Origin of the sequence: Janthinobacterium lividum, from assembly GCF_011601275.1 — a bacterium.
In the GTDB taxonomy this organism is placed as follows: Bacteria; Pseudomonadota; Gammaproteobacteria; order Burkholderiales; family Burkholderiaceae_D; genus Janthinobacterium; species Janthinobacterium lividum_E.
Map to the genome: position 1 here is coordinate 41378 of NZ_JAAOLY010000004.1, position 20163 is coordinate 61540.

Here is a 20163-nt window from a genome sequence, read left to right on the forward strand (position 1 = left end):
TGGGTTGTCTAGGTAAAAGGATCAGTCCTTGCGGCCGGCTTTCCAGTTAAGACCAAAGTTATATCTTTCGTCCATGGCCTGGTGCGCCGTGATTTTACCTTGGCCGCCGAAGTATTCCACCAATTTTGTCACCTGCAGGTTGCCGCCGTGGTTTTCCAGCATGGCGATCGCGCACATGGCGTGCTGGCTGTCGCTGTCGAGGCGCACTTCCACGGTCGGCTGGCCGGGAATCTCGATCGTCACGACGCCATCCGTGGCGGCCCAGTTCGGCACGCCTTCATAGATGAAGGCGTATACGAGCACGCGCTTGATCTGGTCGAAATGGGCGCCGTTGATGAAGATGTTTTCGCCGCTGCTGATGCTGCCCGTGCGGTCGTCGCCTTCTAGGTGAATGTACGGCGGACGGTCGTAGGCGCCCCAGCTGTTGCCCAGCGCCTGCACGGCGCTTTTGCTGCCGTTGCTCATTTCGAACAGGCAGCCGATATCGAGGTCGATGCCGCCTGAACGGCCGGCTGGCTTGTTGAACAGTTTGCCGAGGAAGCCCGTGTCCAGTTTCGAGGCGGGCGCTTGCCCTTGCGACGCGTTCTGGTTCCAGTTCAGGTTGACCCGGATGCGGCCATAGCCGCCGCTGTCGCGCTTGTCGAGCGAGATCTTGTCGCCGCGTTTTTCCAGGCGGATTTTCGACAGCGAGATTTTATTCGCCGCAGGCGGGACCGCTGGCGTTGGCACGGAAGCCGGTGCCGGCGCAGGGGACGACGAAGCCGCCTCGCTGCCGCCGAAGTGCTTCAGCAGGGCCGACAGGCCACCCGCGAAACCTTGGCCCACGGCGCCAAAGCGCCAGCTGCCGTCGCGGCGATACAGTTCGCCGATGATGACGGCTTTCTCGTCCTGGAAGTCATTGCCCGTGAAGGCAAACATGGCCGCCTGGCCCAGCGCCATGCTGGAGTTGCCCAGCGCGCGCATGCTGCCCTGTTCCGTCGCCGCCGTGAATACGAGCTTGTCGATCGAAGCGGGCAGGCGGGAAAGGTCCACCTGGAAGGTGGAGCGGGGGCCGTTCAAGTCCACCGTGATGGCGTTGTCCGGTGCGCTTTTCTGGTTGAAGAACACCATGTAGCGGTCGTCCGACAGCTTGCCTGCCGCATCGACGCCGAAGCAGCTGACGTCCACTTCCATCGAACCCGAAACGATATCGAGCGTGACGGCAAACGGGCCATCCAAGCCCAGGTCAGCCAGTTTGCCTTTTTGTCCGCGTGTGAAATTGGTCATGGTCGTGCAATCCCTTCGTCGCTTGAGAGTTGAGTCAATGAGGTATTCGCGTGGTGCGCGGCGGCGTTGTCGGCCGCATGTCGGATGCCGAACAGGCGCGCCTGTTCGATGATGCGCAGCGCCCAGCTGGAATGGGTCGCCACTTCGCACATCGATTCCTGCATGCGGAACACGGCCGGGCTGTCCGGGTCGATGATGCGCAGCGCCAGTTCGATGTCCGACTGCGCCACCTGGTAGTGGCGTTCGATCTGCGGCACCTGGTCCGGGTGGATGGCCGTCTTGGCGATCATGCCGTGCGCCATGTCCTGCGCCACTTCGGCGTCGAGCCAGCTGCCTTGCGACAGGTGCTCGAAGACGGGCGCCGTCAGCTGGAAGCCGTGCGGCTTGAAGATGGTGACCAGGCGGCCGATGACCTGGCCCAGCGGCGTCTGGTAGATGGTGCCGCTGGTGGGGCGGCGCAGGCCCAGCAGGGCCAGCAGATCGTTGCCGCCGATGCGCAGCGCCAGGATGCGGCGCCGCACTTCCGGCGCGGACAGGATGATGCGGAACTGCTTCATTTCCTCGTCGTCGAACACTTCCGCCGTTTCCAGCGTCGGCATCAGCAAGTGATGCGTGTGGCGCACCAGCTCGAAATAGGCGTTGAAATTGCTGCGCGTGGATTTCGGCAGCACGAAGCCACTCAATTTGTCGGCGCCCGGCATGGCCAGCACGCGGGCCAGCACCTCGAGATTACGCACGCGCACGAAGCGCAAGGTATCCGATTCGTCGCACATGTTTTGCAACGCCAGCGACAGATTGAACAGCGCGTAACTGAGGTCGCGTTCCGCGATGGCGTCTTCGGTGCAAAGGATCACCGAGCGCAAATGGCTGAATTTGTCGCCATTGGCGATCGCCAGCAAGTCCTTGTGCGTGGTCGGCACATACATCGAGGCGCCGAGCGCCGCTTTATGCTCGCTTTGTGGGTGTAGGGAGTTGTTATCCATCGACTGCGCTCCTGATAAGGGCGACCGCCTGGTAAGGCAGCGCCGGTTCTACTGTGACGGGTATGGCTTTTTCCTGGGCCAGAAGCAGCAAATGTGCCACGTCCGGCGCATTCGTGTCGCGCACGATCAGGCGCTCGGGCACGCGGCGCAGCAGCACGCGCGTCGCTTCGCCGATGCCTGGCTTGATCAGGTTGATGTCGCTGATGCCGTATGCCTGCTGCGCGGCGGCCATGTAGGCTTGCGAGCGGGCCGCCATCGCAGGCGCATCGCTCGCTTCGGCCAGCGGAATGCCGCTGCTGGCGGCAATGGCCACGGCGTCGGCCACCAGGCCGTCGGCGAAAGCGCGCGACTGGTCGTGCTGCTCGAACTGCGCGTAGTACACGCAGCCATGGAAGTCGTCCGGGCCGATGGCATCATTCAATACGGAGCGGCTGACCAGCCCCGAGACCGTGGCATTCAGAATGCTCGACGGGATCAGGTAGTCGCCCGCCGAAGCGGCGCAGGCGGCCGTGCCGGCCAGGTCGGACAGCACGAACAGGCCGCCGTCGATGGCCGTGCCATGCGCCGTGTTGAAATCGTTCACCGTCTGGCGCAGTTCGCGCGAAATGACGCCCTTGCCCGTCCAGCCGTCGACGAAGACGAGGGACGCGTCGCTGTGGCCCTGCGCCAGGATGTGCTGCAGGGCGTTCGCGTCGATGCCGCGGTCGCGGATGATGGAGACGGAATAATGGCAGCATTCGCGCTGGAACACCTGGCGCAGCAAGTGCCCGAGGATCACGCCCACGGGCGTGCCGGCGCGCGCCAGCGACACCAGCGTGATGGCGCCAGTGCGGCGTGCCGCGATCAGGGCGGCCAGGCGCAGGCAGTCGCGCGCCATCTGCAGGCGGTTGGCTGCGAACGCGCTCTGGAACAGCGCCAGGTAGGCGGGCGAGGGCAAGGACTCTGGCGACAGCATTTCGCTGTAGTGGCGCTGGCCCGACTGGATCAAACGCTCTTTTTCGGCCAGGTCGAGGATCGGTTCGAGCGCCATCGGCGTGAGCAGGAACTCCACGTCTTCCTGGCGGTAGCTGCCGCTGAAATGCTGCGTGCCTTCGGTCATAGCGCCGCCACCGTGAGTGCCGCCAGCTGGGTGCCGTTGGGAATGATGGCGTAGTCGCAGGCGGCCATGAAGCGCGCGTCCGAACGGCTGTCGCCCATGCCGAAGCTGACGATGGGGCCGTGTTCGGCTTCCAGTTCCGCGCGCAGGTAGGCGACGGCGCGCGCCTTGTTCAAGGTCTTCGGCAGCACGGCCAGGTTGTTGCCATTGCGGTGGATGAAGTAATCGGAACCTTCGGCCGCGATCCATTGCTGCAGCACTTGCTCTTCGATGTCGGCCAGGCGTTCGCCGCGCGCTTCATGGTCCTTGACGACGATGTAGAACGGCGTGTTGTAGTCTTCGATCAGGCGCGCGCGCGAAGGCATGCCCGTCCTGGCCTGGAAATCGTCGATGATGCGCATGGCATCCCGCAGGCCGGGCAGCGCCGTCTGCATGTCGTTCTGCATCAGGGCCAGCCAGCCCGCATCGAGCGCGCCGCCCGGCTGCAGCACGATGCCGCCGTAATCGAGCACGCTGTAGCTGGTAAACGGCAGGTCGACCCGGCGGAAGGCGTCGCCATTTCTCGCCGTGGCGGGAATCAGGGTCATGCCGCTTTGCGCGAAGTCAAAGAAGGCGCGCTGGCGCGCCGTCGTAAACGAACAGGCGTCGCCATTTTTCAAATAGGCGGCCGCTTGCAGGTCGGTCTCGCCCGGGCATTTTTTAGGGGTCTGGAACAGTGTGTCGTCCAGATCAACAAACAGGAATTTCTTCAATTTTGGTCTCTGACTGAAAGTGGAACAGGCGGCCATTCAACTGGCCGGCGAGTTGCATGAGGGCCGGGCTGGCCGGAGTTTCATGGCAGATGAAAACGTGCTGGTACTGGCCAGGCGCCACGTTGTACAGGTAGTTGGCGATGCCTTCGCCGTAGTTGTCGTCGCAGTGGACGATGTGGCCGACGGAGCCCCACGACAGAATCGGCGAGCGCGTGGTCGACTGCACCACGACGTTCTTGCCCAGCGCTTCGAGTTCGCGCGCCAGCAGGAACGACGGGTGCATGAATTCGCCAGTGCCCAGCACCAGCACGGAGTCGCCGGCGCCGATTTCCTGCGCCAGCTGCACGGCCAGGCCTTGCGGCGGCGCCAGGGCGCGGCCTACGCCGATGCGGCCAAACGCGGGGCTGGCGCCCCGTTCCGCATTCGCCTCGAAGCGCTGCGCGCTGGCCGCCACGGGAGCCGGCGCAGCGCCGGCCTGGAATGCATACTGTCCGGAGAGTGCCGCGCCTATGCTGGTGGGCAGGCCGAAACGCTCGCTCAAGCCCGCGTTGGCGGCCTGGCCCATGAAGTTGGTGATCACGCCCAGGTGCAGCTTTTCCAGCTGCGGATAGCGCGCGCGGCACACTTGCACCAGGTTGGCGAAGGTGTTGCCCGTCGACGCTTCATCGTCGATCAGCACCAGGCTGCGGGCCGTGGAAAACAGCGCGCTGGCCGCATCCGACAAGTGCAGGAACTGGCGCGGCGCGTGGCTGTGCGATTCCTCGAATTCGAAGAAGGGCACGCTGCCCACGCGGTAGCGCGAACTGTGCAAAAACAGGGCCTTGCCATTCGGGTTGGCGCGCAGCCACGCCTCGAACACGCCCTGGCCCAGGCCGACGGCCGTTTCCGCCATGGCGATGAAGACGACGGGACCGGGCAGGCTGGGGGGGATCTGCGCGGCCAGGTCGTCGTGGATGGTTTGCATGGCGCGCGGCGTGACGGGCCAGTGCTTGCCCAGCACCTTGGACAGGAACAGGAAGCCCCGCTTGGCATTGGCGCGCGCGGCAAAGCCGATCAGCCAGTCCAGCGGAAAGCGCGCCTCGTCCACTTTCAAGGTCAGTTCGCCCGTGGGCATCTGCTGCTTGACGACGTTCATGGCAGCTCCACGGCGTAGGCGGCTTCGCCCACGCGCATGCCTACACGGATGGCGGGCACGGTGAGCTTGTCAAAGCCCTGGTCGAAACCGGCCAGCGCCAGATAGGGCAAATTCGGGCCTGCCGCGCAGGCCATGCCGATGCCGCCCGACATGCGGGGGTTGATCTCCAGCAGTGCGAGGCCATTGGCGCCTTCGCGGAACTGGATATTGAAGACGCCGTTCAAGCGGTAGTCGCGCGCGAGTTTTTCGCAGGCCGCCAGCAAGTCGGCGCGCAGCTCGATCAGCTGGCCGCTGCCGCCCCCGTGCAGCTTCTTGCGCGGCACGGCGCAAATGAGCTTGCCCTGGTCTGCCACGCAGTCGGCGCTGTATTCGTGGCCATCGAGATATTCCATCAGCAGCAGGGTCTTGAACGATGCCATCTGCGCCAGGCCTGTGCGCAATTCCTGTGCATTGATCTGGTAGGCGGCGCCGGCCAGCAGCAGCTGGGCGCCGGTGCGCTCTTCATCGAGAATGGCAAAGCCCAGGGCATACACGGATTCGGACGGCTTGATGCACAGCTTGCGATGCAGCGGGCGCAGTTCGGCGTAGGCGGCGTCGTATTCGGCGATGGTGGTCACGGCGCGGTAGTCGGCCGGGCGCGCCATGGGCAGATCGAGGCCATCGCAAAAGCGCGCCTTGTCGTGCATCAGGGTCAAGGTGTCTTCGCTGGCCACGCTGAGCACGCGCGTGCCGATGGCGGCGAAGCGCGCGCTGGCGCTGCCGATCAGGCCCGCTTCCTTGCCCGGCCAGAAAATCGTGATGCCCCGCTCGCGGCAAAATTCCAGGCACCACTCGACATAATTGAGGCCCGTCAGGCCCGACGGTTCGACCGCGTATTCGTGGGCCGCCAAAAAGGCGGCCGCGTGCGCGTTCGTATTGCTGCACACGATGTGATAGCGCGGCGCGCCGCCAGTGGCGGCCATATCGGCCTCGCGGATCAAACGCATGGCCGTGCCAACCGAGGAAAATGTTTTGTTGAACCAGACTCTTTGCATGTACGGGGACCGGGTGGAAATAGGGGAAGCCGCGCGCAGGTGCGCGCGCGGGGAGTCTAAACGACCAGACTTAACCTGGCCTTAGATAGAGGGGATCAGCCGGCTTTGCCGCTGGCCGTCCACTTCAGGAACGCATCGCGGTTGCGCGAGCAGATAAATACTTTGCCGGAGCCGGAAAAGCGCAGCACGATGCCTTCGCCGCTGGTGACGCTATTGACGATATTGCCGAGGAAACCGCCGATGCCGCCGCCGCTGGCGCCACCGCCCGTGGTCACGGAAATCTCGTATTTCAGGCTGTTGTCCCAGCAGACCACGTGGGAATTGTCGATCACGACGTCCTTGCCCGGCTCGACGTCGAGCTGGAACATGGAGCCGAAGCCCGATACCACCACTTGCCCCGTGCCGGCCGTCTCCATGACGAAGAAGCCGCCCGACTGCGCGAACAAGGCGTTGCCGATGCTTTGCGTGCGCACCTTCATTTCCGTGCCCGAAGTGGCGGCGACAAAGGCGCCGTCGTTGAGCAGGTACTGGCGCGCGCCCACGTCGACCACTTCGATGGCACCCGGCAGGGTGGGCGAGAGCAGGCAGTCGCCGCTGCCGCGCACCGCTTCGATATGCTGCTGGAAGAACGATTCGCCGTTCGCGAAGCGGCGCATGATGGCGCTGCCCAAGCCGCCCGTCATCTTGCCCTTCAAGTCCAGCGCCGTCTCCATCATCACCATCGCATCGGATTCGCAATAGATGGTTTCGCCCTGCTTCATGCTGACGTGCAGAAATGGATCGACGTCGCCCGTGACACTAAATACTGGCATGATAAATCTCCAAAAAAAAGCCGCCTGATGATATTCAGGCGGCTGCGTTTAGCTCATGAAAAAATCAAGCGTTGACGCCGAACGAACGGGCCAATGGGCCCAGGCCGCCGTTGAAGCCCTGGCCGATGGCCTTGAACTTCCATTCGCCGTTGTAGCGGTAGATTTCGCCAAAGATCATCGCCGTTTCCGTCGAGCTGTCTTCGGACAGGTCGTAGCGGGCGATTTCTTTTTCGCCTTCCGCGTTCAGGCAGCGGATGAAGGCTTTCGAGACCATGCCGAAGTTCTGGCGGCGCGCGTCGGCGTCGTGAATGGTGACGGTGATGCTGATGCGGTCGATGTCGGCCGGCACGCGCGTCAGGTCGATTTCGATGCGCTCATCGTCGCCTTCGCCTTCGCCCGTGGTGTTGTCGCCCGTGTGGACGACGGAACCGTCGGTCGACTTCAGGTTGTTGTAGAAGATGAAGTCAGAGTCGCCACGGACTTTGCCGTCGCTTTTCAGGAGGAAAGCACTACCGTCAAGGTCGAAGGTGGCGCCGTCCGTCGAACGAGGATCCCAGCCGAGGCCGACGATGATCTTCTTCAGGTTCGGTGCTTCCTTGCTCAGGTTGACGTTGCCGCCTTTTTGCAAACTGATTGCCATGTGGTGCTCCTTTTAGTAATTAAACTCAAACATGCCTTCATGGGATGAGCGCCAGGCGCTCGTGCCATTACTCTCTCAATTGGGGGCGCAACCCCCGATTTCAAGCTTCTGCCGCGTGCCGTTTGCGATAACGCAGCGATGACCACAGCGAGACCAGGATGAAGGCCACGCCCGACAGGCCCGTGAACCACTCCGGAATATGGTATTTGACGGATGCCAGCATAATCAAGGCGAGGATGCCGATCGCATAATGGGCGCCGTGCTCAAGGTAGACGAATTCGTCCAGGGTACCCTTGTGCACGAGGAAGACCGTCATCGAGCGCACGAACATGGCGCCGATGGCCAGGCCCAGCATGATGATGACGACGTCGTTGGTAATGGCGAACGCGCCGATCACGCCGTCAAAGCTGAACGAAGCGTCCAGCACTTCCAGGTACAGGAAGCCGCCGATACTGCCGCGCGCCACCGTTTTTACCAGGTCGCCATTGCCGTTTCTGGCTGGCGCGGCGCCTTCTTCCGCATCATCCTGCAAGTCTGGTTCGCCTTCTTCCAGCAAGCCGCTGATCCAGTTCACGCCGATGTAGACAGCGATGCCGACGATGCCCGACGCCAGCACGCTGTATTTTTCATCGACCGGACCCATGGCCACGCAGGCCGCCACGGCGCCCATGGTGATCAGCACGGCCAGGCTTTCGGTGCCCAGCGCGTTGACTTTTTCCTCGGCCCAGCCCAGCCAGTGCAATTCCTTCTCGTCGTCGAACAGGAAGTTCAGGAAGACCAGCAGCAGGAAAGCGCCGCCGAAGGCCGCCACTTGCGCATGGTTGTCCGTCAGGTGCTTGGCATACACATCCGGCGTCGTGGTGGCCATGGTCCATACGTCGACCAGGCCCAGGCCCGTGGCGACGGAAACGATGACGAGCGGGAACAACAGCCGCATGCCGAAGACGGCCACGAGGATGCCGACCGTCAAAAACAGTTTTTGCCAGAATTCATTCCAGTGGCGCAAGACCGAGGCATTTACCACGGCATTGTCGAATGACAGCGACACTTCCATGATGCCCAGCACGCCCGTGATCCACAGCGCCTGGATCATGCCGGCCATGCCGCCATGGCTGTAACCCCACCAGCCCGACACCGCCATCAGGATAAAAGTGACTAAAAAGGAAATTCTGAAATGCCGCATGAGGACCCCGTTGCAAGTATGAAGACGTTTGATTATCCGCGCCGCTGTGCGCGCCGCACTCAGTGTTGATATACGTCAATTGTTGTATATGCCATGATTTTATATGATCATCGCCGGCGGCGGCGTTTTTATGGCCTGGCGAAGGACAGTTCTGCTGGCGCGGATGATCTGCGATAATTGCGGCGCGCCTGTCTGGCTGCCGCAGCCCCAGACACACTCTCTACATATATATAAGAAGGAATACCCCGTGGATATCGCTTACCTCGTCACGCCCCTGATCGCCTGGATCCTGGTCGGACCGATCAAATTCCTGATCAACAGTGCCCGCACGCGGCAATGGGCGTTCGGCCTGGTCGGCAATGGCGGCTTTCCCAGCAACCATAGCGCCGTCGTGTCCAGCATGGCAACCTTGATCGCCTTGCGCGAAGGCATCGGCCATCCCGCCTTCGGCGTGGCCGTGACGTTGGCCTTCATCGTCATCATCGACGCCAACAGCCTGCGCCAGCACGTGGGCAAGCAGGCGGCCGCCATCAACCGCCTGGCAGGGGAAGCGGCCAGCGCCGCGCACAAGACCTTGCGCGAGCGCATGGGCCATACCCTGGTGGAAATCGCCGGCGGCCTGTGCACGGGCGTGGCGATCGGTTTCCTGATCAACACCGTGTTTGCCCGCTAAGCATCTTTCCCCTGAAACGCAAAACCCCGCTTCAAGGCGGGGTTTTGCGTTTCAGGGCGTAAAAACTACGTTTCATCCATTGAATAAAGCATTACAGGAAACGGCCGATTGACATGCCCGGATGCGCTCATGGATACTTTGGCGCTTGTGGTTTTAATAAAAATAAATGCCTGCCATCGCCTGCAGCCCTATCCGGGCCGCCGGGATGGTCGTGGCGCTATCTATCCGGAGAAATACCCATGTTGCGCAAAACCCTGTTTGTTCTGGCAATCGCTTCTGCCTTGGCCGCCTGTGGCAAAGAGTCCAAAGATCCCGGCAAGGGCGGCAAGGATGGCAAGGAACAGGCGGGCGCCGCCGTCAATCTGCTCGTGTCCCCGGAAGACTTGCTGACCATCCAGAGTAATGCGCTGGCGTCGGGCCCTGTCATCACCGGTTCCGTGCAGCCGGAGCGCAATGCGGACTTGCGCGCCGAAGTGTCGGCCGTGGTGATCCAGGTGCTGAAGGAAAACGGTGAAATCGTCAAACGGGGCGACGTGCTCGTGCGCCTGGACGAGACGGCCATCCGCGACAGTCTCAATTCGGCCGAGGAAGCCAGTCGCGCCTCGAGCCAGGTGCTGGAACAGTCCGAACGCATGTTCCAGCGCATGAAAACCCTGCGCGCTTCGGGCATGACGTCGACGCAGGCGCTGGAAGACGCGGAAATCCGCCGCAACAATGCGCAAAGCGACCTGTCCGCCGCGAAAAGCCGCGCCGCCCAGGCCCGCCAGCAGCTGCAGCGCACCCTCGTACGCGCGCCGTTCGACGGCATCGTGAGCGAGCGCAAGGTATCGAATGGCGATACGGCGCAAATCGGCAAGGAATTGATCAAGGTCATCGATCCGACCAGCATGCGCCTCGAAGGCCTGGTGTCGGCCGACAAGATCGGCGTCGTCAAGGTGGGCCAGCCCGTGCTGTTCCGCATCAATGGCTATCCGGGCCAGGATTTTGCGGGCAAGGTGCGCCGAGTCGATCCTGCCGCCAACGCCGTCACGCGCCAGGTGGCCGTGCTGGTCGATTTTAACGACAAAGAACAGCCGCGCGTGGCCGGCCTGTATGCGGAAGGGCGCATCGAGACGGAAACCGTCAGCGCGCTGATGATCCCCGACTCGGCGCTGGTGAAGGCGGGCGACGTCACGTACACGTGGAAAGTCAAGGACAAGGCCTTACATAAAGTCAACTTGCGCATCGGCGCGCGCGACGTACGCACGGGCCAGTGGGAAGTGCAAAGCGGCCTGGCCAGCGGCGACACCGTGCTGCGCACGCCTGGCTCGACCTTCAAGGATGGGCAGAAAGTGGAATTGACGGCAGCCAAGGCCGTGCCCGCCGCCGCCGTGGCCAGCAGCAGCGCCGCAGTTGCCGGTAAAGGAAACTAAGCCATGTTCCTTTCCGATTTCAGTATCAAGCGGCCCACCGCCACCATCGTGCTGATCCTGGCGATGATGTGCGTCGGCTTGCTGGCGCTCAAGAAACTGCGCGTCAACCAGAATCCGGACGTCGAAGTGCCCTTCATCGTCGTCAGCATTCCTTACCCTGGCGCCTCGCCCGATACGGTCGAGCGCGAAGTGGTGAACCGCCTGGAAAAATCGCTGCAAAGCATTTCCGGCGTGACCGAAGTCAACAGCGATTCGAATGAAGGTTCGGCCAGCATCTTCCTGAAGTTTTCCTTCAATACCAATTTGATCGAAGCGTCCGACAATATCCGCAATGCGATTGCCGCCGTGCGCTACAAGTTGCCGACGGAAATGCGCGAGCCTATCTTGCAGCGCATCGACCCGGCGGCCGAACCGATCATGCAACTGGCGCTGTCGTCGAATTCGCAAAGCCATGCGGAAATTTCGCGCCTGGCCGAAGACGTGCTGTCGGACCGTTTCCGCACCGTCGATGGCGTGGCGCTGGTCAACGTGGGCGGTTCGCTCAAGCGCGAACTGTCCGTGCTGCTGCGGGCGGAAAAATTGCGTGAATACAATGTGTCCGTCAGCGACGTCGTGACCGCCTTGCGCAACCAGAATACGAACGCCCCCGTGGGCAAGGTGCGCGGTACCCTGGACGAGAAAAGCATCCGCCTCGTGGGCCGCATCGAGTCGCCAGCCGACTTCGAGAAAGTGGTGATCAAGCGCCGCGGCGAGGAAATCGTGCGCCTGGCGCAAGTGGCCACCATCGAGGATGGCTTTGCCGAAGTCAACAGCCTGAGCATGCGCAGCGGCAAGCCCAACGTGGGCATTTCGATCACCCGCGTGCGCGACGCTTCCACCGTCAGCGTGGCCAACAAGATCCGCGACATGGTGGCGGAAATCAACAAGACCTTGCCGAAGGGCACTTTGTTGCAGGTGACGCGCGACGGCGGCGAAAACGCCCAGCACAGCCTGAACAATGTGATCGAATCGCTGGTGCTGGGCGCCGTGCTGACGATCTTCGTCGTCTACGCTTTTTTGAACTCGTGGCGTTCGACCCTGATCACGGCGCTGAGCCTGCCCACGTCCGTCATTGCCGCCTTCATCGCTGTGTGGCTGTGCGGCTTTACCCTGAACTTCATGACCCTGCTGGGCCTGTCGCTGGCCATTGGCGTGCTGATCGATGACGCCATCGTCGTGCGTGAAAACATCGTGCGCCACATGCAGATGGGCAAGGACCGCCGCACGGCCGCGCTGGAAGGCACGGCCGAGATCGGCATGGCCGTGGCCGCCACGACCTTCTCCATCATCGCCGTCTTCATTCCCGTGGCTTTCATGCCCGGTATCTCCGGCGAATGGTTCCGTCCGTTTGCCTTGACTGTGACGTGCTCGGTGCTCGTCAGCCTGGGCATCTCGTTTACGCTCGACCCGATGCTGTCGGCCTACTGGGGCGACCCGGTCGAGGAACACTCGGCGCCGAAAAAAGGCATCGGCCGCGTGCTGGAAAGATTCAATCACTGGTTCGACCACCAGGCCGACCGCTATGGTCGCGTGATCGCCTGGGCCTTGCATCACCGCCGCTGGATGGCCGTCATCGCCTTCGGCAGCCTGCTGGGCGCCATCGTTCTGCACGCTATGCATGGCGGCACGAGTTTCCTGCCTGCATCCGATTCGGGCAACCTGATGATCAATGTGCGCACGCCATCGTCGAGCAGCATCGAGTATTCGCGTTTGAAACTGGAAGCGGCGGCCGTGCTGGCCCGTACCTTGCCTGAAACCAAGGATACCAACAGCTCCATCAATGCGGGCGGCGGACGAGTCTATGTCGACATCGGCAAGCGCAACACCCGCAAGCGTTCGGCCAAGGAAATCGCGGTCGAGCTGCGCGAGAAGATGTCGCGTCTGGTGGGCGCCGAATACGTGGTGCAGGATGACTTGAGCAACGGTTCGCAAAAACCGATCCAGGTGGAATTCACGGGCCCTGATTCGCGGAAACTGATGGAAATCACGAATGCCTACATGGACAAGCTGCGCGCCATTCCTGGCGCCGTCGACGTGGGCCTGTCCGAGCAGGATCCGAAGAACGAGCTGCAGATTGAGCTCAACCGTGGCTTGGCCAACTCGATGGGCATTTCCGTCAACGACGCGGCGCAATCGTTGCGCGTGGCGTTTGCCGGCGTGGAAGTGGGCGACTGGGTCGATCCGACGGGCGAGACGCGCGACGTAGCCGTGCGCCTGCATCCCGACGACCGCGTGGCGTCGGAAAACATCGAGCGCCTGCCGATCAGCGTGACGGGTACGTCGCAAATGGTGCCGCTCGACCAGATCGCCACCATTACCATGGGCAAGGGTCCGTCCGGCATCGAGCACAAGAATGGCAAGCGCACGATCACCGTGTCGGCCAATGCGCAGGGTCGCTCGAATGGCGAAGTGACGAGCGACGCCATGAAACTGGCCAACTCCATCGACTTCCCGCCCGGCTACGGCCTGGCGCTGGGCGGCGCGGGACAAGACCAGCAAGAGCTGTTCACGGAAATGCTGATCGCACTGGTGATGGGTATCGGCCTGATGTATTTGATCCTGGTGATGCAGTTTGGTTCCTTCACGGCGCCGGTGGCCGTGATGATGTCCTTGCCGCTCAGTCTGATCGGCGTGGTGGTGGCGCTGGTGATCACGAACAATACGCTCAACCTGATGAGTTTTATCGGCATCATCATGCTGATGGGCCTGGTCGCCAAGAACGCCATCCTGTTGCTCGACGCGGCGCGCAAGCGCGAGGAAGAGGGCCATGGCCGCGAAGACGCGCTGATGTATGCGGGCCGCATGCGTCTGCGCCCGATCCTGATGACGACGTTCGCGCTGATCGCCGGCATGTTCCCCGTGGCGCTGGGCCTGGGCGAGGGTGGCGAGTTCTACCGTCCATTGGCGATCGCCATCATCGGCGGCACCATCACCTCGACGATTCTGACCCTGCTGGTCGTACCAACTTTCTATGACAGCATCGAGATCGCCCGCGATGGCGCCGTTGCCAAGTTCCACCGCCGCGCCGCGCGCATGCCCGTGGCTTTTGCCATGATATTGACCTTGCTCGAGTGCGTGCTGACCTTGCTGATGGTGCGCTTCGTCTATCGCATGCTGAAGAGGGCCGTGCTGTTCCTGATGGGACGCCGCACGCCGAAAGCGGCGTCGGTCAGCCTGCAAAAGTAATACCGGGCCAAGGCCAGCTTATGCTGCGCCGTGGTATTGCAAGAGCCTTCCTCGGAAGGCTCTTTTTTTTGCCTGGGCTTAACTGCTGCGCGGCGGCGTCGTGCCCGTGCCGGTACCTCCAGTGCCCGTCCCCGTGCCAGTTCCTGTACCAGTTCCCGTGCCCGGCGTGGTGCCGTTCGGTGGCGTGGTTGGCGGCGTCGTCGTGCCATCGGGGTTGGTGGTGCCCGGCGTCATGCCTGGCGTGGTGGTGTCCGGCGTCGTGGCGCCCGATGTACCGCTGGTCCCGCTGGTTCCACTGGTGCCGGGCGTGGTTGCCGGGTTCGTGGTGTTCGGCGAGGTGGTGGCACCGGTGCCAGTGTCGGTATCGGTACGCTTGTTACATCCGCCCAGCAGCGCACAGAGGATGGCGCTACCGAGGACGAGCTTGCTGGTGGTCAGGAGTGGAGCCGTCATGATTGTTCCTTTTCGGTGGAAGGCTGTCGAGGAAACGCGTGCTTTGCCAGATTGTGTATCTGGGGCAAGGCTGGCATCACTTGCAAAATTTAGAGTGGGTGGGCGGGCGCAGGTTCGCCGCAGTTACAAAATGATCGGTGCTGAGAGGGGGCGGAAAGCGATTGGTTTGACGTAGCGCAAACCTGTAGTAGACAACTTTGAAACGGCCAGGACTGTGTGCCCTGGCCGTGGGCCATGCTTATTTCGACGATGAAACCTTGCTCACTTCCACTTCCCAATCCACGCCCGATCCGACGTGGTGTTTGGCGGCAAAGTCGCCCTGGCTGATGGCCACGGCCACGTCGAGCAGGCTGTTCAGGTAGACGAGGGGCTTGCCCTTGGCTACGCCGCCAAACGTGTGCTCGAATGGGGCCGTGACCTTGGCTACTTGCTTGCCCTTGTGCAGGATGCGCACTTGCAGTGGATCGTGCAGTTTTACCTGCAATTCATCGAGCAGGGATTTCGGGATATTCGTCCACACATTGCCGTATTTCACGTCCAGCACGGGCACGATGCCGCGGATGGTATTGCCGTCGCGTACAGGTTTCTGATACGCGATTTTCACCACAGATTCGCTCGGCAATTGCGGGCCCACCTGTTCATAGCTGATGGCGCCCGACGCCAGGCGCGCACCGACATAGGCGTACACGTCGCGGCCATGGAAAGTGTACGACTCGGCGGAGCCTGCCAGGCGGTTGACTTTTTCATCGATTTCGCGCAGTTCGGCTACGCCGTCGCGCTCGGCGATCAGGGTAAATAGGCCATTGTCCGGTCCCACGAAGTAGCGTCCGCCCTTGGTTTTCAGCACCACCGACTTGCGGTTGGTCCCCACGCCCGGGTCGATGACGGACACAAAGACTGTGCCTTGCGGCCAGTAATTGGCCGTCTGGTACAAACGGTAGGCGCCCAGCCAGATATCGTAGTCGGGAATCTGGTGCGTCAGGTCCGAAATGGTCAGCTGGGGATCGACGCCATAGGCCACGCCATGCATGGCGGACACGGCGCCATCGGCCGTGCCGAAGTCCGTCATCAGCACCAGCGGCGCGGCAGCCTGGGCGGCGGACAGCATGAGGGCGCTCAGGCAGGCGCTGGCGACGAGGTGGGAGATTTTCTTCATGATCATGGGTTCTTTCCGTGGCGTTAGAAGGTGTAGTTCAGCTTGGCGTAAAAGTACGCGCCGTTGACGCCGATGGGGTTGATGAAATTGTAGGGCAGGGCGCCGCCATACGTGGCGTTATTCGTTTCCCGCACGCGCTGCGGATAGCGGTCGAGGATGTTGTTGCCGCCCACGCTCAAGGTCAGTTGCTTGTTCAGCTTTAACTGGCCTTCCAGGTCCAGCGACCAGACGGCGCCGAAGCGCTGCGCGGGGATGCCGTCGATCAGGGGCGCATCGCTGTCGTACGAAAAATCCTTCAGCTCGCCAAAGCGCGTGGCGCGCGCCTGCACGCCCCAGCCGGCCGCCTGCCAGTCGGCGCCGAGTATCAATTTGCTGTTGGGGGACGCATGTTTGATGCGGAACAAACTCGTCTCCGTCAGCAGGGTCAGACTCGGATCGATATTGGCCAGCGCAGTGGAAGTTTGATGCACCTTGTCGAGGCTGGTTTTGTTCAGGTTTAGCGCCGCGTTCAGGTTCAGCTTGCCTGACGTGAACGCCAGGTCATGGTTCAGCACCACATCCAGGCCGCAGGTAGTGGTGTCGAGCAAATTGGCCAGGTAGGCCACGGACTGGATGTCGCCACGGCCATTCGCGGCCAGGTAGGCCGTGACGGCGTCGCTTTGCAAGTCGCTCGAGCGCGTGATGCGGTCGCGGATGCGGATCACGTAGGCGTCCACCGTCACGCTGGTGGCGGCGGCCGCTTTCCAGGCCAGGCCCAGTGACACGTTGGTCGATTTTTCAGGTTTGAGCTGTTGCGCGCCGAAACTGCGCGCCAGCGGATCGCTGGCCGGCAGCAGGGCCGCCGTTTGCAGGGCCGTGCCATCGGCGTTGAAGTTCAGTGTGGCGAAGCGGAAACCCGTCTGCACGAGAGCCGGCGCGCGGAAGCTGTTTGACAGCGAGCCGCGCACAAGGAAATTGTCCGTCAGTTTATAGCGCGTGGACAGCTTGCCCGTGCTGGCGCTGCCGAAATCGCTGTAATCGGAATAGCGGGCGGCGACGCCCACCAGCAGGCGCGGCGTGAGGTCGCTTTCCACGTCCGCATACACAGAGCGGATTTGCCGGCTGCCGTCGTAGGCGTCCGATGGACGCAAGCCCGGTCCCGCCTGCGCGCCCGGTGGCGCGTCCGTGAAGCTGCCGGCCGCATACGAAGCGGGGTCGCCGGCCGAGCTGGTGTAGGTTTCGCGCATCCATTCGGCGCCCACGGCCACGCTCAAGGGGGCGGGCAGGCCGATGTGCAGGCTGCGTGTGGCATCGAGGTTCAAGGCGTTCTGGCGGAAGTCGAAGCCGGCCAAGTCGAAACGCGTGGGGCTGGCCGCGCCCAGCGAGGCGTTGACGGAGCGGCTCACGCCGTAGTCGAAGCGGTCGCTGCCGTGGCGCGCGCTGGCGTCCCAGTTCCACTCGCCCAGACTGCCGCGCACGCCGGCCACGATGCTGAGGTCGCGCTTGTCGCCGTTGGTGACGGGGCGGTAGCCGTTCGGATATAGGGCCAGGACGTTCGACGGGTCGCCCGGATAGCGGAAGTAGGCGCTGCCGTCCGACTTGCGCTCGTTCAAGGTGGCAAATGAGTACAGGTCGAGGCCGTTGGCCAGGGTGAGCTGGGTGTTGTAGAACAAATAGTTGTTGCGCTGGCGCGAGTCGCCGGACTTGAACACGACCTTGCCGTCGAGCGCCTGGTCGGCCGACGTGAAGTTGTAGGACGTCCAGCCCGCGTCGCTGGGGCCGGCACGTTCCGTGGGCGAGCGGCGCCGTGTTTCCGCGCCGAAGCGGAAGAATCCCGCCTCACCCAGCGGCACGCCATAGTCGGCGTTGACGATGACGGTCTGGCCATCCGTCAGGGTCTGGTCGGTCGGGTCGAAATGCGTGTGGTTGGCGCCATAGCTGACGGACGCGGCGCCGCCCGTGCGGGCCTTTTTCAGCACGATGTTGATGACACCCGCCACGGCGTCGCTGCCGTACTGGGCGCCGGCGCCGTCGCGCAGGATTTCGATGTGGTCGATGGCGTTGGGCGGAATGGCGTTGATGTCGACCGGCACGGTGCCGGCAAAGCTGCTTTCCGTGTCGAGCACGGCGCTCGTGTGGCGGCGCTTGCCGTTGATCAGCACCAGCACCTGGTCGGGCGCCAGTCCCCGCAACTGGATGCCGCGCACGGAGTCCGACGCGCCGCTCGACTCGATACGTGGGAAGTTGATCGAGGGCGACAGGTTTTGCAGGGCCGCGCCCACGTCGCCCGTCGACAGCGCATTGCTCACTTCGCGCGCGCCGAAGCGGTCGATGGGCACACTGCTGTCGAACACCGTGCGGTTGCGCGCGCGCGAACCGACGACGGTGACCTGGTCGATGCTGGCGCTGGCCGTTTCAGTGGCGTTGCCCGCCACGTCTTGCGCCCAGATGGATGGTGCGCCCAGCATGGCGCAGGCCAGCACGATGGCGCGCAGCGGCGTGGCGGGAAGGGATGGCGTGGCGGTTGAATGGCGCGGATACAAGGCGGTGTCCTTTGGGCTCGATTAGTGTTCGTATGGAAACAGTTGCAATGAGCTTAAGGGAGGCGCCCGCCAGCGCTAACGATTCTTTCTGGATATGCTTATGCTGTTGTTTTTATGCCGCCAGATTGCGCAGCAGCGCGGGAATCTCGGCCGGGATTTCGCGCGCCAGGTAGCCGAGGATGCCGAAGCGCAGAGCAAGCTGTTCGCCTGCCAGCGCATGCAGGGCGATGCCCCAGGCGCACGCCTGCTGCAACGGCGCGCCGCGCGCCGCCAGGCCCGTGATGATGCCGGCCAGGGTATCGCCGGAACCGGATATGGCCAGGCCGATATTGCCGCCTGCGTGCGTCCAGCTGGTGCCATCGGGCATGGCGATGACGGTCAGCGCGCCTTTCAGGGCGACGATGGCATTCCAGCGCCGCGCCGCGTCCATGGCGCAGGCATGCGGGTCGGCCAGCACGGCGTCCTTCGACAGGCCCATCAACTGGGCCAGCTCGCCCGCATGCGGCGTCAGCAGCACGGGCTGGTCGAAGCGGAAGTGCGCGGGCTTGCGCACCACTTGCATGGCGCAGGCGTCGAGGATCAAGCGGCTGTCGGCAAACAGGGGCAGCAAATGGCGCATCAGTTCGCAGCTGGCGGCCGTGTCGCACATGCCTGGCCCGACGAGCACGGCGTCCACCTTGCCGGCCAGCGGCGCCAGCTGGTGTTGCGCTTCGTGCCGGAAGCCGCCTTGCGCCGTTTCGTCCAGGCCGATGACCCGCGCTTCGGGCATGGCGATGGCTACTTGCGCCGCCACCGACGCGCCCGTCGCCAGGGTCAGCTTGCCCGCGCCCGCGCGCAGGGCGGCCGTGGCGGCCAGCAGGATCGCACCCGGCATTTCCGCCGAGCCGGCGACGATCAGCAAATGGCCGCGCACTTCCTTGTCGCCATCGGGCTGCGGCATGGGCAACGGCCAGGAACGCAGCAGGGTAGGGGTGATGTCGGTGGTGTCCATGCATGGCCTCCGAAAAAACTAGGATTTGGGCGCGGCCGGCATGTCGGGCTGGGCCGTGACAGGTGTGCCCGATTCGACCAAAGGCGCGACGAAGTTGCACAGGTCCAGCTGCAGCTTGCCGTGCTTGCCCAGGGCGGGATTGAAGGCGTACGAGGTGACGCCGCAGTTGGGCACGTCGGCCGCCTTGTCGATGGCCAGGATGGCTTGCTCGTCGCAGCGCTCGAGCAGGTAGCGGAAGCAATTGACGATGACCTGGTGGCCGACGATCAGCACCCGTTCTCCCCGGTATTCGCGGGTGATGGTATCGAGCACGCTGCGCAGGCGCAGGATCACGTCGCACCAGCTTTCACCGCCCGGCGGGCGGAAGTAAAACTTGCCCACGTGCTGGCGCTGCTCATGCAGTTCAGGGTATTTGCTGGCGATGCCGTGCACAGTCAGGCGGTCGAGGATGCCGAATTCCTTTTCGCGCAGGCGCTCGTCGGCCACCACGGAGTTCAAGCTGTCCTCATCGATGCGCGCCAGCACGGCTTGCGCCGTCTGCTGCGCCCGTACGTAAGGCGAGTACAGCACGACGGTCGGTCGTTGTTCAGCGGGGAGGGTGGCGAACCAGTCGCCCAGGGCTTGCGCCTGGCGGGTACCAAGCTCGGAGAGGGGGACGTCGACATCGCGCTCGGCGATGGCGATCAACAGCTGCTTTTCCGCTTCGGCGGCATCGCGCGCCACGTTGCCGGCACTTTGGCCGTGACGCACGATCCAGATTTGCTGCGGCCATTTCTGTTCCATCGCCTCGCGCCTTTCTCTGTATTTATGAGGAATAAATATAGACGAAA

General features: G+C 63.1%; 17 protein-coding genes. 3 read left to right on the forward strand and 14 right to left on the reverse strand.

What is annotated here, in order from left to right; translation table 11 throughout:
* Positions 1 to 21 precede the first annotated feature (21 nt).
* The 9 genes from GYK42_RS07365 to GYK42_RS07405 form a co-directional block, all read right to left on the reverse strand.
* The gene (locus GYK42_RS07365; RefSeq protein WP_166446972.1) at positions 22 to 1266 is read right to left on the reverse strand and encodes a TerD family protein; all 1245 of its coding nucleotides are present in this window, start codon (positions 1264 to 1266) and stop codon (positions 22 to 24) included.
* A complete protein-coding gene (locus tag GYK42_RS07370; RefSeq protein WP_166446973.1) occupies positions 1263 to 2249 on the reverse strand; it encodes an HpcH/HpaI aldolase/citrate lyase family protein in 987 nt (328 codons plus the stop codon). Before GYK42_RS07370 ends, GYK42_RS07365 begins: the two co-directional genes overlap by 4 nt.
* Positions 2242 to 3348 (reverse strand): cysteine protease StiP family protein, encoded by a 1107-nt coding sequence (locus GYK42_RS07375; protein ID WP_166446974.1) that lies wholly within the window; start codon positions 3346 to 3348, stop codon positions 2242 to 2244. Before GYK42_RS07375 ends, GYK42_RS07370 begins: the two co-directional genes overlap by 8 nt.
* Positions 3345 to 4097: an HAD family hydrolase gene (locus GYK42_RS07380; RefSeq protein WP_166446975.1), complete on the reverse strand. Its 753-nt coding sequence runs from the start codon at positions 4095 to 4097 to the stop codon at positions 3345 to 3347. Before GYK42_RS07380 ends, GYK42_RS07375 begins: the two co-directional genes overlap by 4 nt.
* A complete protein-coding gene (locus tag GYK42_RS07385; RefSeq protein ID WP_166446976.1) occupies positions 4075 to 5232 on the reverse strand; it encodes a phosphoribosyltransferase domain-containing protein in 1158 nt (385 codons plus the stop codon). The genes GYK42_RS07380 and GYK42_RS07385 overlap by 23 nt, the downstream gene beginning before the upstream one ends.
* Positions 5229 to 6218, reverse strand: coding sequence for an ATP-grasp domain-containing protein (locus GYK42_RS07390; protein WP_240943501.1), 990 nt, complete (start codon positions 6216 to 6218; stop codon positions 5229 to 5231). The genes GYK42_RS07385 and GYK42_RS07390 overlap by 4 nt, the downstream gene beginning before the upstream one ends.
* 143 nt (positions 6219 to 6361) lie before the next feature.
* Positions 6362 to 7078: a TIGR00266 family protein gene (locus GYK42_RS07395; protein ID WP_035826041.1), complete on the reverse strand. Its 717-nt coding sequence runs from the start codon at positions 7076 to 7078 to the stop codon at positions 6362 to 6364.
* A 64-nt stretch (positions 7079 to 7142) separates the two neighbouring features.
* The gene (locus GYK42_RS07400) at positions 7143 to 7718 is read right to left on the reverse strand and encodes a TerD family protein (RefSeq protein WP_046682304.1); all 576 of its coding nucleotides are present in this window, start codon (positions 7716 to 7718) and stop codon (positions 7143 to 7145) included.
* A 100-nt stretch (positions 7719 to 7818) separates the two neighbouring features.
* Positions 7819 to 8901, reverse strand: a complete 1083-nt coding sequence (locus GYK42_RS07405) for a DUF475 domain-containing protein (protein ID WP_166446978.1) — start codon at positions 8899 to 8901, stop codon at positions 7819 to 7821.
* A gap of 247 nt (positions 8902 to 9148) precedes the next feature.
* Between GYK42_RS07405 and GYK42_RS07410 the strand changes: the two genes are divergently transcribed.
* The 3 genes from GYK42_RS07410 (at position 9149) to GYK42_RS07420 (ending at position 14211) form a co-directional block, all read left to right on the forward strand.
* The gene (locus GYK42_RS07410; RefSeq protein ID WP_046682306.1) at positions 9149 to 9574 is read left to right on the forward strand and encodes a divergent PAP2 family protein; all 426 of its coding nucleotides are present in this window, start codon (positions 9149 to 9151) and stop codon (positions 9572 to 9574) included.
* 239 nt (positions 9575 to 9813) lie between these two features.
* Positions 9814 to 10986 (forward strand): efflux RND transporter periplasmic adaptor subunit, encoded by a 1173-nt coding sequence (locus tag GYK42_RS07415; protein WP_166446979.1) that lies wholly within the window; start codon positions 9814 to 9816, stop codon positions 10984 to 10986.
* 3 nt (positions 10987 to 10989) lie between these two features.
* Positions 10990 to 14211: an efflux RND transporter permease subunit gene (locus GYK42_RS07420; RefSeq protein ID WP_166446980.1), complete on the forward strand. Its 3222-nt coding sequence runs from the start codon at positions 10990 to 10992 to the stop codon at positions 14209 to 14211.
* Between the two features lie 78 nt (positions 14212 to 14289).
* On the opposite strand, the gene GYK42_RS07425 is transcribed toward GYK42_RS07420, so the two are convergent.
* From GYK42_RS07425 to GYK42_RS07445, 5 genes are all read right to left on the reverse strand, one after another.
* The gene (locus GYK42_RS07425; RefSeq protein WP_166446981.1) at positions 14290 to 14664 is read right to left on the reverse strand and encodes a hypothetical protein; all 375 of its coding nucleotides are present in this window, start codon (positions 14662 to 14664) and stop codon (positions 14290 to 14292) included.
* 238 nt (positions 14665 to 14902) lie between these two features.
* The gene (locus tag GYK42_RS07430) at positions 14903 to 15820 is read right to left on the reverse strand and encodes an SAM hydrolase/SAM-dependent halogenase family protein (RefSeq protein ID WP_240943502.1); all 918 of its coding nucleotides are present in this window, start codon (positions 15818 to 15820) and stop codon (positions 14903 to 14905) included.
* A gap of 23 nt (positions 15821 to 15843) precedes the next feature.
* Entirely contained in the window at positions 15844 to 18342 is a 2499-nt protein-coding gene (locus GYK42_RS07435) for a TonB-dependent receptor plug domain-containing protein (protein WP_240943503.1), read from the reverse strand.
* 112 nt (positions 18343 to 18454) lie between these two features.
* On the reverse strand, positions 18455 to 19333 hold the full coding sequence (locus GYK42_RS07440; RefSeq protein WP_166446983.1) for an NAD(P)H-hydrate dehydratase: 879 nt from the start codon (positions 19331 to 19333) through the stop codon (positions 18455 to 18457).
* Positions 19334 to 19351: 18 nt separating this feature from the next.
* Complete coding sequence (locus GYK42_RS07445; protein ID WP_166446984.1) at positions 19352 to 20116, reverse strand: histidine phosphatase family protein; 765 nt, start codon at positions 20114 to 20116, stop codon at positions 19352 to 19354.
* Positions 20117 to 20163: the final 47 nt, after the last annotated feature.

Excerpts from the sequence above, each read along its gene's own strand:
- GYK42_RS07420 (WP_166446980.1), top strand. The coding sequence starts at position 10,990 with ATGTTCCTTTCCGATTTCAGTATCAAGCGGCCCACCGCCACCATCGTG.
- GYK42_RS07445 (WP_166446984.1), bottom strand. The coding sequence starts at position 20,116 with ATGGAACAGAAATGGCCGCAGCAAATCTGGATCGTGCGTCACGGCCAA.
- GYK42_RS07375 (WP_166446974.1), bottom strand. The coding sequence starts at position 3,348 with ATGACCGAAGGCACGCAGCATTTCAGCGGCAGCTACCGCCAGGAAGAC.
- GYK42_RS07415 (WP_166446979.1), top strand. The coding sequence starts at position 9,814 with ATGTTGCGCAAAACCCTGTTTGTTCTGGCAATCGCTTCTGCCTTGGCC.
- GYK42_RS07425 (WP_166446981.1), bottom strand. The coding sequence starts at position 14,664 with ATGACGGCTCCACTCCTGACCACCAGCAAGCTCGTCCTCGGTAGCGCC.
- GYK42_RS07365 (WP_166446972.1), bottom strand. The coding sequence starts at position 1,266 with ATGACCAATTTCACACGCGGACAAAAAGGCAAACTGGCTGACCTGGGC.
- GYK42_RS07385 (WP_166446976.1), bottom strand. The coding sequence starts at position 5,232 with ATGAACGTCGTCAAGCAGCAGATGCCCACGGGCGAACTGACCTTGAAA.
- GYK42_RS07400 (WP_046682304.1), bottom strand. The coding sequence starts at position 7,718 with ATGGCAATCAGTTTGCAAAAAGGCGGCAACGTCAACCTGAGCAAGGAA.
- GYK42_RS07430 (WP_240943502.1), bottom strand. The coding sequence starts at position 15,820 with ATGAAGAAAATCTCCCACCTCGTCGCCAGCGCCTGCCTGAGCGCCCTC.
- GYK42_RS07370 (WP_166446973.1), bottom strand. The coding sequence starts at position 2,249 with ATGGATAACAACTCCCTACACCCACAAAGCGAGCATAAAGCGGCGCTC.
- GYK42_RS07390 (WP_240943501.1), bottom strand. The coding sequence starts at position 6,218 with ATGCGTTTGATCCGCGAGGCCGATATGGCCGCCACTGGCGGCGCGCCG.
- GYK42_RS07405 (WP_166446978.1), bottom strand. The coding sequence starts at position 8,901 with ATGCGGCATTTCAGAATTTCCTTTTTAGTCACTTTTATCCTGATGGCG.
- GYK42_RS07395 (WP_035826041.1), bottom strand. The coding sequence starts at position 7,078 with ATGCCAGTATTTAGTGTCACGGGCGACGTCGATCCATTTCTGCACGTC.
- GYK42_RS07440 (WP_166446983.1), bottom strand. The coding sequence starts at position 19,333 with ATGGACACCACCGACATCACCCCTACCCTGCTGCGTTCCTGGCCGTTG.